Raw genomic sequence first — 17,001 nt, 5'->3', positions numbered from 1 at the left:
GAGTTGTTATGCTAACGATTCAATTTCTTTGCCCGTTACCCAATGGCCTGCATGCGCGTCCAGCATGGGAGCTGAAAGAGCAGTGCAGCCAGTGGCAAAGTGAGGTGATGTTTTTCAACCATCGTCAAAACGCCAAAGCGGATGCGAAAAGCTCGCTGGCGCTGATTGGCACCGGGACGCTGTTTAACGACAGCTGTAGCTTAACCATCACCGGTCATGATGAAGAACAGGCCAGACGGGCGCTGGAGGAGTACATTCAGCAGCGGTTTATCGACAGCGACAGCGTTCAGCCTGGGGCGGCGGAACTGGCGGCGCATCCGTTGCCGCGTTCGCTGATTCGGCTCAACCCGGATTTGCTGTATGGCACCGTGCTGGCAGGCGGCGTGGGGGCAGGTCAGCTCACGCTGTGGCAGAGTGATAATCTGGAGAGCTATCGCGCGATTGCGGCGAGTGCGGAAGACAACGCCAGGCTGGAGCACAGTCTGGCGACGCTGGCGGAGCTGCTCAATCAGCAACTGCGCGAGCGCGATGGTGAGAGTAAAACCATTCTCAGTGCGCATCTGTCTCTGATTCAGGACGATGAGTTTGCCGGGAATATTCGCCGCTTAATGCTCGAGCAGCATCTGGGGCTGGGGGCGGCGATTATTACCAATATGGAGCAAGTATGCGACAAGCTGTCGGCTTCCGGCAGCGATTACCTGCGTGAACGCGTCAGTGACATTCGTGATATCAGCGAACAATTGTTGCACATTACCTGGCCTGAAAAGCGGCCACGCCATGCGCTGGTGCTGGAAAAACCAACGATTCTGGTTGCTGAAGATCTGACGCCCAGTCAGTTTTTGAGCCTCGATTTGCAGCATCTGTCAGGCATGATTCTTGAGAAAACAGGGCGCACCTCGCATACGCTGATCCTCGCTCGGGCGTCGGCGATTCCGGTGCTTAGCGGCTTGCCGCTGGCAGCGATTAGCCGCTATGCCGGGCAACCCGCGGTACTGGATGCCCGATGTGGCGTCCTGGCCATTAATCCAAACGAGGCGGTTCGCGGCTACTACGCGATTGCGCAGAAGCTGGCTGATGAATGCCAGCGTCGGCAAGCCCTTGACGCCGCCCAGCCCGCGTTAACAAAAGATAATCAACGAATTGACGTTGCAGCGAATATTGGCACCGCGCTGGAAGCGCCGGGGGCGTTTGCCAATGGCGCGGAAGGGATTGGGTTGTTTCGCACAGAAATGCTGTTTATGGATCGCGACAGCGCTCCCGACGAGCAGGAACAGTTTGAAGCCTACCAACAGGTGTTGTTGGCTGCGGGCGACAAGCCGGTTATCTTTCGCACGATGGACATTGGCGGCGATAAGAACATCCGTTATCTCAATATTCCGCAAGAAGAAAATCCGTTCCTGGGTTATCGCGCGGTGCGGATTTATCCCGAATTTGCTGGGCTGTTTCGCACGCAGTTGCGCGCCATTTTACGCGCGGCCACCTTCGGTAATGCGCAGTTGATGATCCCGATGGTGCACAGCCTCGACCAGATTTTATGGGTAAAAAGCGAATTGCAAAAAGCGCTGGTGGAGCTGAAAGCGGAGGGTTTACGTCATGCTCCGACAATTTCATTGGGGATTATGGTTGAAGTACCGTCGGTGTGTTACATCATCGACCACTTCTGTGACGAGGTGGATTTCTTCAGCATTGGTTCAAATGACATGACCCAGTATCTGTACGCTGTCGATCGTAATAATCCTCGCGTGTCGCCGCTATATAACCCGATTACGCCCTCGTTCTTGCGGATGTTGCAGCAGATTATCCGCGTGGCGCACGAACGCGGTAAATGGGTAGGCATTTGCGGTGAACTGGGCGGGGAAAGTCGTTACCTACCGCTGCTGTTGGGCTTAGGGCTTGACGAGTTAAGTATGAGCAGCCCACGGATCCCGGCGGTGAAAAGTCAGCTTCGTCAACTGGACGGCCAGGCGTGTCGCGAACTCGCTATGCAGGCCTGCGAGTGTCGCAGTGCTCAGGAGATAGAAGATTTGCTGAACCAGTTTGCACCGCAGAAAGACGTGCGCCCGCTACTGGCGCTGGAGAATATTTTTGTTGGCGAGCCTCTTGCCAACAAAGAGCAGGTGATCCAGTTCTTATGTGGCAATCTTGGGGTAAATGGACGCGCCGAACATCCGTTTGAGCTGGAGGAAGATGTCTGGCAGCGCGAAGAGATAGTGACTACTGCCGTTGGTTTCGGGGTTGCTATCCCACATACTAAATCCCAGTGGATCAACCATTCCAGTATCAGCATTGCCCGGCTTGCTCAGCCGATAGACTGGCAGTCCGAGATGGGCGATGTTGAGCTGGTGATCATGCTAACGCTGGGGGCTGATGAAGGCATTAACCACGTGAAGGTCTTCTCGCAGCTGGCGCGTAAGCTGGTGAACAAGCAGTTCCGCCAGTCGTTGTTCGCCGCTACCGATGCCGAAAGCATTCTGGCGTTGCTGCAGGCGGAACTGACGTTTTAAACGCCACTGTGAGGAGCATTTTCCAGCCTGCGTTAATGGGATTGCAGGCTGGGCAAAACGGTTTTACAAGAGGAATTATTAATCTGCGGTGTGTTGAATCGGCAGTTTCCCGGCCCTTAACAACGTCATCTCTTGTTTGCAGAGCAGTACTACCGCCTGGCGACCTTTGACGCGTCGGGCGGTGAGCGCTCTTTTTACGGTCCGACGATCCGCACCTGATTCCAGCATCTGAAGACACATCAGGGAAAGTGCACGTCTGTTTTTCATCGAATATTCACTTTGTTGAGTAAGCCTGCACGTTATGCGCGAAAGGGCATTATTTTACAACGATACAAGTGGATATGACTAACTCGTTGGTGTTGCCTCAATCAACGTGCTGACTGAAAACGGGCGCCGTACTCGCCCGGCGTCAGGCCAAACTGACGGCGGAACAGGCGGCAAAAATAATCACTGTCCTGATACCCGCAACGCTGTGCGACTTCGCTAATCGACAAATGATATTTCTGTAAGATAATGCGCGCCTTCGCCATTCTCACCCACCGCAAATACTCAACAAATCCCATGGTGCCATGCTGGGTAAATACTTTTGATAAGTGATTCGGTGTGATATTGAAAAAATGCGCTACGTTTTCCCGGTTCAGCGGCTGGGCATAGTTGTCCTGGACCCAATTGCATATGCTGTGATAGAGAAATTCAGAGCGCGGGCGCGCTATATCAGGCCGGGTGTTTACCACGCTGCGGCACAGGTGCAGCAGACTCAGCACCAGCGGCTGAATAATATCCTGGGCCTGTGGTGAGCGGCTTAAATGGGTTAATGCGGTAAGCATCGCCTCGCCTTCACCGCGCTGCGGATGCGGTAACTCAATGCGACGTACGGGACGTAGCAGCGATGCGGTTCGGTTGTCATAAAAAGAGAGGCCCAGCCAGGCCGGTGAAAATACCAGGCTCAAGAGCATCACCGGTTTATCGCTGCCTGGTAAATTCGCCGCTTTCGCCGGGATGAACAACATGTCGCCTTCCGCCAGGCTGTGCTGCTGTTTTTCCAGTTGGTTGCTGTACTCTCCGCGCAACACGATATCCAGGCGGGGCAGGTCAATACATAAACTGCCGGTCGGTAATGTGGCTAGTTGCCTGGCGAACCATACGCGCCCCAGACGCTGCGGGTTTAACACCAGGCCGCTGAACAGATCGGCAAAAAACTGTTGGTCGGCGGGCAGGCCTGGCTCTTTCATTGCTCTTTCTCTGCGCTATAAGTGCATTAACTGTCTGAACTCTTTCACTTTACTCCGACTCACCGGGATTTCAAATTCCAGGTCTTTTAAGCGCAAAATGTAGGTGTTGTTAAACCAGGGTTCGATCTCGCGAATTTTATTCAAATTCACACAGAATGAGCGGTGGCAGCGGAAGAAATGCGCAGCAGGCAGTTTGCTGCAAAACTCGGTGATGTTCATTGGCATCACATACGACTCGCGCCGGGTGTAGACGAACGTCATCTTTTCATGGGCTTCAGCGTAGTAGATGTCGTTGATCGGGGTTACGATGATCCGCTCATCTTTGATCAGGTTGATCGTATCGTTTTCACGGGGAGCTGGGCTAGATGGTGAGGTTCCCGCTTGCTGCTGTTGCCAGGCGGCCTCCAGCTTTTGCAGCATGCCGACAATGCGCGATTCCTGATACGGTTTCAGAATATAGTCAAAGGCTTCCAGTTCGAAAGCTTCTACAGCGTGCTCTTTCCATGCGGTAATAAACACAATAAAGGGCTTATGCGCGAACTGGCTGATGTTTTGCGCCAACAGTACACCATCCAGCGAGGGAATATTGATATCCAGAAAAATAGCGTCAACGCGGTTGTGCTGGAGATATTTCAGCACGTCAAGACCGTCGTCAAATGTACCGACAATCTCCATCTGGCTGTGCTCTTTTATCAGCCAGCTTAGTTCCTGTTGGGCCAGGAATTCATCTTCGACAATGATGACTTTCACGACTTCACTCCTGGTTAAAGCAATAATGTGGCCGGTGCGGCTGCGGGCGAGTGCTGATTAGGCACATAAAAGGCAATCTCTGTGCCTGGCTCCAGACGGCGGATCAGTAATCCTTCACCGTAGAGCAGCTTAACGCGATGATGCACATTCAACAGGCCGATTTTATTCCCCGGCATTTCATTGGATTCGACCCGCTCAATTACTTTCGGATCAATACCATGGCCGGTATCCCGCACGGCAATCCGTACCCGGTTCCCGCACTCTGCAACGCTGATGGTGACCACGCCTTTCCCTTTGCAGGGTTGAATACCATGGACGATGGCGTTCTCAACAAGCGGCTGAATCAGTAGGCTGGGAATATAACAGCTTACCTCTTCATCAATATCATAAATAACCGTCAGCTTGTCGCCAAAACGGGCCTGTTCGATGGCGATGTAATCCTTGATTTGATACAGCTCTTTCTTGATGTCGATCTGCTCATCATCTTTTAATTCAATATTATAGCGAAGATAGCGCGACAAATTAAAAATGAGCTGACGCGCAGTGTCCGGGTTAAGCCGCACCGACGAGGAAATAGCGTTCAGGGCGTTAAACAGGAAATGGGGATTTATTTTACTCTGCAGTGCTCTTAGCTCTGCCTTATTTGCCATTTCGCGTAACTGTTCCGCCCGAGAAACCTCAAGCTGAGTCGAGATAATTTGCGACAGGCCGATGGCCATTTCCTGCAATGAGGAGGTGATCTGGTGAGCGTGACAGTAGTAGATCTTTAGCGTGCCGGTAACAACGCCTTTCTCCCACAGCGGGATCACCAGCATGGAGTGTATTTCCGGTGTCCGATGCGCTTCATCATTGTTTTTTATGATGATTTTACCGTAATTGATCGCCTGTCGCGTGGTCGGGCTGACGAAATCATCGTTATCGCGGTAATTCAGTTCACCCACGCCAACGTAGGCCAGAACGTGCTGGGTATTGGTAATAGCGACGGCATCAGCATGAATATCATGGCGAATAATCTCGCATACCTGGCGGAGCGACTCGCTGTTGACGTGACGGAAAAGCGGCAGGGTTTTGTTGGCGATATCCAGCGCCAGCTTGGCCTGCTTCGCGGCGCTGGCTTCTTTTTCACCTTCCACGCTTTGAACCAGCATAACGATAAAGCCAATACAGACGCTGCCCAGGATCATTGGGATACCGATTTTCGAGACGATATCCAGCCCCAGCGCGGTCGTAGGCGCCCAGGCAACGACGAGGATCATGGTCAGGGATTCGCACAGCATTCCGCCTAAAATACCTGCGCGCCAGTGTTGCGCTTTGGGGATCTTACGGTTGATCCACCCGGCAATGCAGCCTGCCAGAATACTGGTAATAAAGCAGGGTAGGGCGGTGACGCCGCCAATATCAATCAGGTAGCGGTGGGTGCCGGCGATGAGCCCCGTAATGATGCCGACCCACGGACCGAACAGAATTCCCCCTGACATGACCGCGATAATACGTACGTTAACCAGTGAGCCTTCAACCGGTACGCCGGACCAGGTACTGAACAGGGCAAACATCGAGAAAATCGCGGTGACGGCGAGCAACTCTTTCGGGGAGTGGGCTGACTTGTGCAACAGTTCGCGAAACAGGCGGATACGAATCAGGAAAAACAGACAAAACAGCATCAGCGCTGCCCGGTCAAATACCGCCAGCAGCATATTAAATATTTCGTGCACGGGTGACTCTTGCGCAGGGGTTAAACCTCTATGATAGGCAACCTGAGTCTGGATGACCAGCGCCCGCGCAGTCTGCGGCTAATGAGGAAAAACCTTAATATTAAAAGGGGATTGTTGCATTGTTGTTGTATTTACAATACCTGTCTTCTAAGCGCAAAGATCAAGGTAATGTTTTTCACAACAAAATGTTAAATGATGGTAATTTTTAGCTGTGTGTGAAATTGAATATTTCCTCATTTTTTTTACTTGTTCCTCATTTGTGCCGAAAAAAATATTTTGTTTTGCCTCTCGACAGAAGGAAATTATTCAGGCTATTTTCTAAACGTGCCACCATCGTGGCAGCGTCGCTCGGACGGTCCGGGCGCTAACGTTAATCTGAGGATATTATGGCTGACTCCCGCCCTGAACGTCGCTTTACGCGTATTGATCGCCTTCCCCCTTACGTTTTTAACATTACCGCTGAACTGAAAATGGCTGCGCGTCGGCGCGGCGAAGATATTATCGATTTCAGTATGGGGAACCCGGATGGGGCCACGCCTCCTCACATTGTTGAAAAACTGTGTACCGTGGCGCAGCGCCCGGACACGCATGGCTATTCCACGTCTCGCGGCATTCCGCGTCTGCGTCGGGCGATTTCCCGCTGGTATCAGGAACGCTATGACGTTGAAATTGATCCCGAATCCGAAGCGATTGTGACCATTGGTTCCAAAGAGGGACTGGCGCACCTGATGCTGGCAACGCTCGATCATGGTGATACGGTTCTCGTACCCAACCCGAGCTATCCGATCCATATTTATGGCGCGGTGATTGCCGGGGCGCAGGTACGGTCAGTGCCGCTGGTGGAAGGTGTCGATTTCTTTAATGAGCTGGAGCGCGCGATCCGTGAAAGCTACCCGAAACCGAAGATGATGATCTTAGGTTTCCCGTCCAACCCGACAGCACAGTGCGTCGAGCTGGAATTTTTCGAAAAAGTCGTCGCGCTGGCTAAACGCTATGACGTGCTGGTGGTTCACGATCTCGCCTATGCCGATATCGTTTACGATGGCTGGAAAGCGCCATCGATTATGCAGGTACCAGGCGCTCGTGATGTCGCGGTTGAATTTTTCACCCTGTCGAAAAGCTACAACATGGCGGGCTGGCGTATCGGTTTTATGGTCGGCAATAAAACGCTGGTCAATGCGCTGGCGCGCATCAAGAGCTATCACGATTACGGGACGTTTACACCGTTGCAGGTTGCGGCAATCGCGGCGCTGGAAGGCGATCAGCAATGCGTACGGGATATTGCCGAGCAGTATAAACGCCGTCGCGATGTGCTGGTTAAAGGGCTGCATGAGGCCGGTTGGATGGTTGAGATGCCAAAGGCCTCAATGTACGTTTGGGCGAAAATTCCTGAGCAATATGCCGCGATGGGGTCACTTGAGTTTGCCAAAAAATTGCTGAACGAAGCGAAAGTATGCGTTTCGCCGGGGATTGGCTTTGGTGATTATGGCGATACACACGTGCGTTTTGCCTTAATTGAAAACCGTGACCGTACCCGCCAGGCGATCCGCGGCATCAAAGCGATGTTTCGCGCAGATGGCTTACTGCCTGCCAGTGCGAAATCGGCTATTGAAAGTACCGACTAACCAATCGTGAGATCCCCAAAAGCAAACAGGAGCCTGATGGCTCCTGTTTTTTTGCTGCGTCTTTTATTTAGATCATCAGGGCGAACGTACCGGCCCAAACGATGACCATAAAAGAAATGCCCATAAAGAAATATTTCACTTTTCATCTCTCCGCGTACCTGGGTACGTCTGAATGAACATATGCTTACCTGACAGAGAGCTGATGCACGCGCAAACGAAATGGAGAATATCCCTCGTTTGCCTGGCTGCATCACCTCAGAATTCTGAGCTTTAGTGCTCCAGACGGCGCTAATGTACGCCTAAAAATGAGGTGAGACAAGAGGCATTTTTCTATTTAATTTTAATAACTTACAAGTGTCGTGATTCGGCGACAGTTTAATTTCTGCCGGTAATAAATTGCTATTGAGCGACGTAATGATTAGTCGGATAATTCTCATATCACCATAATATGAATACGGTTAATTTTTCGCGGAATTCAATAATGAAAAGGTTAAAAATGACCAGATTAATGATGTTAGCACTCGTTCTTACGCCAGTGGCGTCGATGGCGGCCTCTCCGTTGGCGTTTAATTTCAGCTGCGCAAGTATTGGTGGTGTGAATAGTGATGGTAAAGGCAACGTTTGGATTGATGGCTCAAAGGCAACCGTAAAGAGCTTCAATGACAACTACTGGGAAGCCAAAAGCGGGAAAAATACGCTTTCCATCTCCCGTAAAGATGACGGCAACCCGGAAGTTTCATGGACAGGACCTAATCGTAAGCACGGAATTTGTCAGCCTGAAGACAATATTGACTACGCTCCGGGGGAAAAATCGACCTACAGCGGTCCTTCTTTCTCTTGCTCAGCGGTGGCAAAGGGAAGTATTGAAGAGGTTATTTGCCAGAGTCCATCACTCTCCGCGCTGGATGTTAAGTTGAACGGGGTCTACAAACAGGCGTTGGTTAAATCGAAAAATAACCCAACGCTGAAAGCTGAGCAGCGCGGCTGGGTTAAAGGACGAAACGAGTGCTGGAAAGAGCAGGATAAACCAGCCTGTATTGCTCGTAACTACAATGAGCGCATGGCTGAACTACAGAACGAGTGGGGCGTTAAGTAATTCAGCCACAGACAAAAAGAAAGGCCGTAAGGCCTTTCTTTTTAGATATATAACGAGGCTTCACCCATGGGGCGGGTTTTGAAGCGACGGTGGATCCAGAGATACTGCTCGGGCGCGCGCATGATCTCTTTTTCGATAATTTTATTCATATAAGCCGCAGCCTGGCTTTCATCTGCCGGGTAACCTTCCATTTGTGGTGTGATAAACAGGCGGTAACCTGAGTTATCTGCTTTTCTCACCATGGTTACGGTCAGCATCGCTGCGCCTGATAGTCGTGACAGCACGTAAGTACCATTGGTGGTTGCCACGTTTTTGACAGCGAAGAAGGGCGCGAACGAGCTTCCTTTACGGCCGTAGTCCTGATCGGGAGCAAACCATACCGCTTCCCCTTTTTTCAGGGCGCCGACAATGCCACGCAGATTATTTCTGCCGATCATGGCTTTGTTGGAACGCATACGACCGCGGGTTTGGATCCACTCCATCAACTTATTGTTGTGCGGGCGATAGGTTGCCATCATCGGCTGGCAAAGCCCCATTACGCGGCCACCTAATTCGAGCGACATAAAATGTACGCCAACAACCATCACGCCACGGCCTTCAATCTGGGCGCGTTTCAGGTTGTCTAACCCTTCTACATCAAACCATTTGCGAACCCGGTGATCCGGCCAGAACCAGGCCATGCCTGTTTCAAGCAGTCCCATACCGAGTGAACGGAAGTTCTCATCGACCAGTTTGTCTCTTTCTTCCTGCGACAGATTGGGGAAACAGAGTTCGAGGTTTTTACGTGCAATAGATTCACGGCGCTTTAAAAATGGGCGAGCCAGTGTTCCTGTACGGGTACCAAGAAAACATAATACGGGATAGGGAAGTTGTACCAGTAACCAGAGCACACCGACGCCAAACCACGTGAGCCAATAGCGCGGATGCAAAAACGCGCGTGAAAATTTACATTGGGGAAACATAAGCACCTGTTGTTGATACGAAATAGATGTATCGCGAAGACGCTGGGTCTGGCGCGTTACACTCTGCACAGATCGTTAGGCCGCCATAAACGACATTGGTTCCTGCAAAGAGTGTAAAACTGAGTCAGGACAAAACCACGAGGGGCATGAATGATCGGACGCACAATGTACACCCGAAGATTAATGTCAGCCAGAAATAATTACTCAAGTTTCGTAAATATTTTTGGGGCGATTAAGAACAAAAAAAGCCTATATATAATTCATTGTTTTTATGATGAATAAATAAACTCCAGGTGAATATCTAAATAGTAAGCAGATGAGTGATTTTTGTAACGTAAATGTTGCTTAAATTGCGAACTAATGGGAATTGTCTTAGAATATAAAATCAAGGGAGTGTAAGGACTTACGTAAAGTTTTACGGCAAACAGGAGGTATCGCAATGCTCTATTTTTGGATCTTTCTCGCATTGAGCATTCTGAGCGTCAGTTGCTACATCTGGCAGGTAATGGGCGCGGCGGCGTCAATAAGCGCTTTTATCGGCATGGGCATACTCACGGCTTTAATTTACGTTTTCACTATGCGGTTGACTAATGGTAACGAAATGGTAACCGGATTATTCCTTTTTCTTGCCCCGACATGCGGTTTGATCATTCGCTTTATGGTGGGGGACGGCAGGCAATAATCTGGCACGTTACGATTGGAAATGAATTATCACGGTTAGAGATTTATTTAGCTGAGCGTAGGGAAGTGCCAGCAGCGCTGGCACTTTTTGCGAGACTGGAATCGATTAACGGGCGTCAGCCAACTGGAGTGATGCTTCTTCTTGCTGAGCATTTTTCCGCTGTTGCTCAAGTTCCAGCGCCCCGCGATGAGAGAGGTAGCAGAACAGGATGCAACAGACAATTCCCCCCATCAGCAGATAGAAACCGCCATGCCATCCCATTTTGTCGACCATTACGCCAAACAGGCTGGTACCCAATGATGCGCCAAAAATGTAGCTCATAAATCCGCGTAATCCTACTGCGGAACCCACTGCGAAGCTGGGTACGATTTCCATGGTCTGAACGGAGGCCAGGAACTGAGGAACATAAATCAGGCAGCCAACGATGGCGGCAAAAATAGTCACCATCAACAGCGATTCGCTTTTCCAGTAGCCGATCAGACAGACGAAAATCAGTGCCATACAAATCATTGCCAATGGCATGCGGCGGCCTTTAAACAGTTTATCGGTAAGCCAACCCGCCAGTAATGTGGAAGGAATTGCCGCCCATTCGAAAAACAAAAACGCGACGCTCATTTCCTCTTTCGAGAAATGTTTTTCGGTTAACAGATAAATTGGCAACCAGCTAATCATGCCAAAACGCACCATATAGACAAAGACATCTACCAGTGAAACATACCAGGCATTTTTATTACGCAGGACATAGGTGCAGAAAATCTGGAAGGCGCTCATATTTTCTGGCGCCTGGACAGCGTGTTGGGTATTTAATACAACTTTCTCTTCCGGCATCATTTGTTCCAGAGCCGGTAAACCTTCCTGGCGTGGTGAGCCTTTCCCCAGCATCAGCACGATAACTGCAAACAGTACGGCAACGCCGGCCGGAACAATATAGCTGGCGCTTTGCCAGTGTTCACTTCCCAAAATGGCAAAGGCGGCACCAACGATCGGGGCAACAATACCACCACCGACATTATGTGAGATATTCCAGAACGCGCCAACGCGTCCACGTTCTTTACGCGGGAACCAGTTGGCAATAGTAATAAATGAAGGGCCGACGCCCATCCCCTGGAACAAGCCATTGAAGACAACCAGCGCGGCAAAAATCCAGAATCCGGTACTGAATCCTAAACCCACGTTGACGATAGCGCACAGAATTAAACCGCATGCCATAAAGACTTTGGGGCTGGCTTTGTCTGCCAGGCTGCTCATAATGCCTTTACTGATCCCATAGGCGATAAGCATACAACTACTGAGTAAACCGATCTGCGTGGCGCTGAGATCCAGATGTTCCTTCAGATAAGGCGTTGAGAGCGTGAAGTTATTGCGCACAATATAGTACGCAAGATAGCCCAGGAATACGCTGAGTAATGCCTGAATGCGGTAGCGACCATAAGTTTCCTGGACTTTCTCCGCCGGGACTTTATTTGCCGCTGGCCCTGCCTTAAATATTGATAACATATCATCACCTAAATTTATATTGATGTGAATATCAGGAGTTTTCGTGGTGCAGAGTGAAATAGGCAGGAGATAAACTCAAGTCGATGAAATGTGTCACTATTGACTCATTTTATCGATGGCGCGGCAGATTTTGACTCTTTTTAAATAATGGCATTTTATTTCTGTTCTTTTGCGCGAGGTTTTATTGCTGGCATGTGCGGATATTAACAAATTCAGACTGTGTTTTCGGGTATTCTTTGTTGATGTAGTCACTTTCCGTATGGTTATTTTGCGAATAACCTTATTCTTCTCTCCTGTCGTGATAAACGGGTAAGTTTTGTCTCAATATTATTTTTTGCACATGTTGGTATTTATGAACGGGATCACAAACAGACTTTTCTGTTGGCGGCGTTTTTGGGCAATCTCGCTCTGTTTCATGTCGCTGTCGGCGAGTAGCCAGGCTTTGGGTAAAGAGCTGGTGATGGCCACAACCTTTTCCCCCGGAGCCACGGCCTGGATTATCCAGCGCTGGCAGACGCAGCCGGGGTCGGTGATGATTCGCACATTAAACCGGACCAGCAGCTCGCTGGAACAACTGCTTGATACCGCGAATGCGGAAAATGTTGATCTCATTTTGACCTCATCGCCCATGCTGTTACAGCATCTTCAGGAGCATCAGAAGCTGGCGCCCTTTGAAAATGCGCTGCCGGAAAGCCAGAGGCTGGTGCCTGAGTCTATTCGCTCGACCTCCGTGGCCGTGGCGATATCCGGTTTTGGCCTGCTAATTAACCGTTCTGCGCTGGCGGCGCGACACCTTTCACCTCCTGCTGACTGGGCGGATTTAACGCAGCCTAAATACCAGAATGCGTTGTTGATGAGTAGTCCGTCTCGTTCCGATACCAACCATCTGATGGTTGAGTCGCTGTTGCAGCAAAAAGGATGGGAAGAGGGCTGGGTGACGCTATTAGCGAGCGCCGGTAATCTGGTGACGATTTCATCACGCAGTTTTGGCGTCGCCGACAAAATTAAGAGCGGTCTTGGCGTTGCCGGGCCGGTCATTGATAACTATGCCAACCTGTTGCTCAACGATCCGCATCTGGCCTTTAGCTATTTTCCACGCTCGGCAGTGTCGCCAACCTATGTTGCCGTGCTCAAGAACAGCCAGCACGCCAGTGAAGCGCGTCGTTTTATCCGCTACTTATTAAGTCCGGAAGGACAGCGGATCCTTGCGGATGCGAATACGGGAAAATATCCGGTTACCCAGCTCGCGTCAGATAACCCACGGGCCGCTCAACAGGCGATGTTGATGAACCAGCCTGCGCTTAATTATCGGCTGATCCTTAAGCGGCAGCGGCTGGTGCAGCGGATGTTTGATACCGCCATCAGTTTTCGTCTGGCACAGCTGAAAGATGCCTGGCGGGCGCTATACAGTGCGGAAGCGCGCCTGAAACGCCCGTTACCCGAAATCAGAGCCTTACTGACCAGCGTCCCGATAGATGCCAGGCGTAGTGAAGATGAGGCCTGGCTTGCTCAGTTCGATAACAAAAGCTTTGCCGAACAGCAGATGATGGAGTGGCAGCTGTGGTTTCTTAAAAATCAACGTCAGGCGATAGCAAAACTGGAAGAATTAAAATGAAAGGTGGATCGATACTGCAACGCCTGCGGCAGCTCAACATTAGCAGCAGCCTGCGGGGAGCCTTTCTGACGGGCGCATTACTGACGTTGAGCGTAAGCTGCGTCAGTTTGTACTCATGGCACGAGCAGAGCTCGCAGATACGCTATTCGCTTGATGATTACTTCCCGCGCGTGCATTCCGCTTTTTTGATTGAAGGCAATCTTAACCTGGTTGTGGACCAGCTTAATGAATTCCTGCTGGCCCCCAATACGACGGTGAGGCTGCAACTGCGCAATCAGATAATCTCGCATCTGGATAAAATCGAGGCACTGAGCCGGGGGCTACAACCCGCAGAACAACAGCAACTGGCGGTGATTTTGCAGGACAGCCGGGCGCTGATGGCGGAACTGGATCGGGTGCTCTACAACATGTTCCTCGTGCGTGAAAAAGTGAGTGAACTCTCCGCACGCATCGACTGGCTACATGATGATTTTAACACTGAGCTGAATTCACTGGTGCAGGATTTTACCTGGCAGCAGGGGACGTTATTGGATCAAATCGAGGCAAAAAGTGGCGATGCGGCGCTGTATCTCAAACGTGCCAGAGAGGTGCAAAACGAGCAGCAGCAGGTTTACACCCTGGCAAGAATTGAAAATCAGATCGTCGATGATTTACGCGACAGGCTTAATGAACTGAAGTCGGGCAGCGACGACGGGATGCTGGTGGAGAACCATATCCGCTACCTGGAAAATCTGAAGAAAACCGCCGATGAAAATATCCGTACCCTCGATGACTGGCCCAGTACCATCACCCTGCGGCAAACCATTGATGAGCTGCTGGAAATCGGGATGATGAAAAATAAAATGCCCGACACGATGCGCGATTATGTCGCTGCGCAAAAGGCGCTCATTGATGCCAACCATGCCAGAGAGGCAACGCTCGGGCGCTTTCGAACGCTGCTTGAAGCGCAACTGGGAAGTAGTCATCAGCAAATGCAGATGTTTAACCAGCGGCTGGAACAAATTGTTCGCGTCAGTGGCGGACTTATTCTGTTGGCGACGCTGCTGGCGCTCCTTCTCGCCTGGGGACTTAACCACTACTTCATTCGTTCCCGACTGGTGAAGCGTTTTACCGCGCTCAACCAGGCCGTGGTGCAAATTGGTCTTGGCCGAACGGATGCCACGATCCCGGTTTATGGGCGCGATGAATTGGGGCGTATCGCGGGCTTGCTGCGCCATACCCTGGGCCAGTTGAATGCGCAAAAAAATCAGCTGGAGCAGGAGGTGGCAGAGCGTAAGGAGATTGAGTCCGATCTCCGGGCTATGCAGGATGAGCTGATCCAGACGGCTAAACTGGCGGTGGTTGGCCAGACCATGACCACTCTGGCGCACGAAATTAATCAACCGCTGAATGCGCTGTCGATGTACCTGTTTACGGCGGGAAAGGCAATTGAGCAGGGGCAATCCGCTCAGGCCAGAAGCACGTTAACCAAAGCAGAGGGGCTGATTACCCGCATCGATGCCATTATCCGTTCACTGCGTCAGTTTGCGCGCCGAGCGGAGCCGGGCGCGCCTTTACATCCGGTCGATCTACGACAAACGTTTACTGCTGCCTGGGAACTGCTGGCTATGCGCCATAAGCAGCAGGGCACGCTGACGCTGCCTGCTCAAAGCGTGTGGGTGGCAGGTGATGAAGTGCGTATTCAGCAGGTACTGGTAAACATACTGGCAAATGCGCTGGATGCCTGTCCGGCTGCCGCGAAAATAGAGGTTCACTGGCAGATCGAGGGCCGCCGATTGTGCGTCTTAGTCTGTGATAACGGCCCCGGCTGGCCAGGCGCGTTGTTGCCATCACTATTAAAGCCGTTTACCACCAGTAAGGATGTGGGTCTCGGTATTGGTTTATCGATTTGTGTATCGTTAATGACGCAAATGAACGGCGAGCTGCGCCTGGCCTCGACGCCGGGGCGGAATGCCTGCGTCGTGCTGGAATTTAATCTGACGGATGTAAACGATGTTGTGTGATGAATATGCTGTTTTGCTGATTGATGACGATGCTGATGTTCTCGACGCTTACACGCTGTTGCTTGAACAAGAGGGTTATCGTGTATACGCATGCAGTAACCCTTTTGACGCCCGAAATTGGCTCCAGGCCGACTGGCCGGGGATTGTCCTGAGCGACGTGTGTATGCCTGGCTGCAATGGAATCGATCTAATGACATTGTTTCATCAGGATGATAATCAGCTGCCGATCCTGTTGATCACCGGGCATGGCGACGTCCCGATGGCCGTGGAAGCGGTGAAGAAAGGGGCATGGGATTTTCTGCAAAAACCGGTCGACCCCGGCAAACTGCTGTTGTTGGTAGAAGATGCGTTGCGTCAGCGAAAATCCGTGATTGCGCGTCGCCACTATTGTCAGCAAAAGCTGCAGGTTGAGCTGATCGGTTACAGTGACTGGGTCAATCAGTACCGTCAGCGTCTGCAGCAACTGGCGGAAACGGATATCGCCGTCTGGTTTTATGGTGAGGCGGGAACGGGGCGTATGACGGGAGCCCGTTATTTGCATCAGCTCGGGCGCAGCACCGAGGGACCGTTTATCCGCGGTGAGCTGACGCCCGTGAATGCGGGACAACTCAATGATCTTATTGCCCAGGCGCAAGGCGGTACGCTGGTCCTGAGCCATATTGAATGCCTGACGCGCGAACAGCAGCACCAACTGGTGCACCTGCAAAGCCAGGAGAGGCGTCCGTTTCGCTTGATCGGTATTGGCGCCACATCGCTGGTGGAACTGGCGGCAACTAACCAAATTGTGGCCGAACTCTATTACTGTTTCGCGATGACGCAAATCGCTTGTCAGTCGTTGTCGCAGCGTCCCGATGATATTGAGCCATTGTTTCGCCATTATCTGCAGAAAGCCTGTCTGCGCCTGAATCATCCTGTACCTGACGTTGAAGGGGAACTCCTGAAAGGCATGCGGCGCCGCGTGTGGCTAAGTAATGTTCGGGAACTGGCGAACGCCGCTGAGCTTTTTGCCGTTGGGCTACTTCCGCTGGCTGAAACCGCAAATCCGCAGCTGCATATGCCTGAACCGACGCCGCTCGATCGCCGGGTGGAGGAGTACGAGCGGCAGATTATTACCGAGGCGTTAAATATTCATCAGGGGCGCATTAATGAAGTGGCGGAGTATTTACAAATCCCGCGTAAAAAACTGTATTTACGCATGAGAAAATACGGGCTGAGCAAAGAACATTATAAGTTTTAGCTGACAGGATTGGGCAGAGGTGACGTCAATGATATTTCGGTGGTAGCGTTGGCGTTCACCGAAATACGCGACGGAAGTTTGAATTA

At 51.2% G+C, this 17,001-nt stretch carries 14 protein-coding genes; 7 read left to right on the top strand and 7 right to left on the bottom strand.

Translation table 11 applies throughout. The features are described 5' to 3' along the window. Positions 1 to 8: 8 nt before the first annotated feature. Positions 9 to 2,504, top strand: coding sequence for a phosphoenolpyruvate--protein phosphotransferase (gene ptsP, locus FHD02_RS08885; RefSeq protein ID WP_137360988.1), 2,496 nt, complete (start codon positions 9 to 11; stop codon positions 2,502 to 2,504). A gap of 78 nt (positions 2,505 to 2,582) precedes the next feature. On the opposite strand, the gene FHD02_RS08880 is transcribed toward ptsP, so the two are convergent. From FHD02_RS08880 to FHD02_RS08865, 4 genes are all read right to left on the bottom strand, one after another. Beyond that, the gene (locus FHD02_RS08880) at positions 2,583 to 2,771 is read right to left on the bottom strand and encodes a hypothetical protein (protein ID WP_137360987.1); all 189 of its coding nucleotides are present in this window, start codon (positions 2,769 to 2,771) and stop codon (positions 2,583 to 2,585) included. A 101-nt stretch (positions 2,772 to 2,872) separates the two neighbouring features. Next, a complete protein-coding gene (locus FHD02_RS08875; RefSeq protein WP_061382148.1) occupies positions 2,873 to 3,736 on the bottom strand; it encodes a helix-turn-helix domain-containing protein in 864 nt (287 codons plus the stop codon). Between the two features lie 15 nt (positions 3,737 to 3,751). Further along, positions 3,752 to 4,486 (bottom strand): LytTR family DNA-binding domain-containing protein, encoded by a 735-nt coding sequence (locus FHD02_RS08870; RefSeq protein ID WP_137360986.1) that lies wholly within the window; start codon positions 4,484 to 4,486, stop codon positions 3,752 to 3,754. 14 nt (positions 4,487 to 4,500) lie between these two features. After that, positions 4,501 to 6,198: a sensor histidine kinase gene (locus FHD02_RS08865; RefSeq protein WP_071888159.1), complete on the bottom strand. Its 1,698-nt coding sequence runs from the start codon at positions 6,196 to 6,198 to the stop codon at positions 4,501 to 4,503. A gap of 386 nt (positions 6,199 to 6,584) precedes the next feature. On the opposite strand from FHD02_RS08865, the gene alaC reads away from it, so the two are divergent. Further along, positions 6,585 to 7,823 (top strand): alanine transaminase, encoded by a 1,239-nt coding sequence (gene alaC / locus FHD02_RS08860; protein ID WP_042306985.1) that lies wholly within the window; start codon positions 6,585 to 6,587, stop codon positions 7,821 to 7,823. 67 nt (positions 7,824 to 7,890) lie between these two features. Here the strand turns inward: alaC and ypdK are convergent, their stop codons facing one another. Continuing rightward, on the bottom strand, positions 7,891 to 7,962 hold the full coding sequence (ypdK, locus tag FHD02_RS08855) for a membrane protein YpdK (protein WP_010723117.1): 72 nt from the start codon (positions 7,960 to 7,962) through the stop codon (positions 7,891 to 7,893). A gap of 342 nt (positions 7,963 to 8,304) precedes the next feature. Here ypdK and FHD02_RS08850 point away from each other — a divergent pair, with 342 nt between their 5' ends. Further along, a complete protein-coding gene (locus tag FHD02_RS08850; RefSeq protein ID WP_137350009.1) occupies positions 8,305 to 8,919 on the top strand; it encodes a lysozyme inhibitor LprI family protein in 615 nt (204 codons plus the stop codon). 41 nt (positions 8,920 to 8,960) lie between these two features. Here FHD02_RS08850 and lpxP read toward each other — a convergent pair whose 3' ends face one another. Next, positions 8,961 to 9,881, bottom strand: a complete 921-nt coding sequence (lpxP, locus tag FHD02_RS08845; protein WP_137360985.1) for a kdo(2)-lipid IV(A) palmitoleoyltransferase — start codon at positions 9,879 to 9,881, stop codon at positions 8,961 to 8,963. A gap of 439 nt (positions 9,882 to 10,320) precedes the next feature. Between lpxP and FHD02_RS08840 the strand changes: the two genes are divergently transcribed. Then, positions 10,321 to 10,563, top strand: coding sequence for a DUF2545 family protein (locus FHD02_RS08840; RefSeq protein WP_042306990.1), 243 nt, complete (start codon positions 10,321 to 10,323; stop codon positions 10,561 to 10,563). A gap of 105 nt (positions 10,564 to 10,668) precedes the next feature. On the opposite strand, the gene pgtP is transcribed toward FHD02_RS08840, so the two are convergent. Continuing rightward, a complete protein-coding gene (gene pgtP / locus FHD02_RS08835) occupies positions 10,669 to 12,060 on the bottom strand; it encodes a phosphoglycerate transporter PgtP (protein ID WP_137360984.1) in 1,392 nt (463 codons plus the stop codon). A 421-nt stretch (positions 12,061 to 12,481) separates the two neighbouring features. On the opposite strand from pgtP, the gene pgtC reads away from it, so the two are divergent. From pgtC to pgtA, 3 genes are read left to right on the top strand one after another with little or no spacing between them, the layout of a single operon-like run. Beyond that, positions 12,482 to 13,675 carry a phosphoglycerate transport regulator PgtC gene (gene pgtC, locus FHD02_RS08830; protein ID WP_371415445.1) on the top strand — a complete coding sequence of 398 codons (1,194 nt, stop codon included), beginning with the start codon at positions 12,482 to 12,484 and terminating at the stop codon, positions 13,673 to 13,675. An 11-nt stretch (positions 13,676 to 13,686) separates the two neighbouring features. Next, positions 13,687 to 15,678, top strand: a complete 1,992-nt coding sequence (gene pgtB / locus FHD02_RS08825; RefSeq protein ID WP_170972933.1) for a two-component system sensor histidine kinase PgtB — start codon at positions 13,687 to 13,689, stop codon at positions 15,676 to 15,678. Next, the gene (pgtA, locus tag FHD02_RS08820; protein ID WP_137360981.1) at positions 15,668 to 16,915 is read left to right on the top strand and encodes a two-component system response regulator PgtA; all 1,248 of its coding nucleotides are present in this window, start codon (positions 15,668 to 15,670) and stop codon (positions 16,913 to 16,915) included. Before pgtB ends, pgtA begins: the two co-directional genes overlap by 11 nt. The last annotated feature ends 86 nt before the right edge of the window (positions 16,916 to 17,001 follow it).

It is taken from the genome of Citrobacter sp. EC_71 (assembly GCF_019584005.1).
GTDB classification, from domain to species: Bacteria; Pseudomonadota; Gammaproteobacteria; order Enterobacterales; family Enterobacteriaceae; genus Citrobacter; species Citrobacter werkmanii.
The sequence above is the reverse complement of the archived record's forward strand: the minus strand, read 5'-3'. Positions and strand labels throughout refer to the sequence as shown.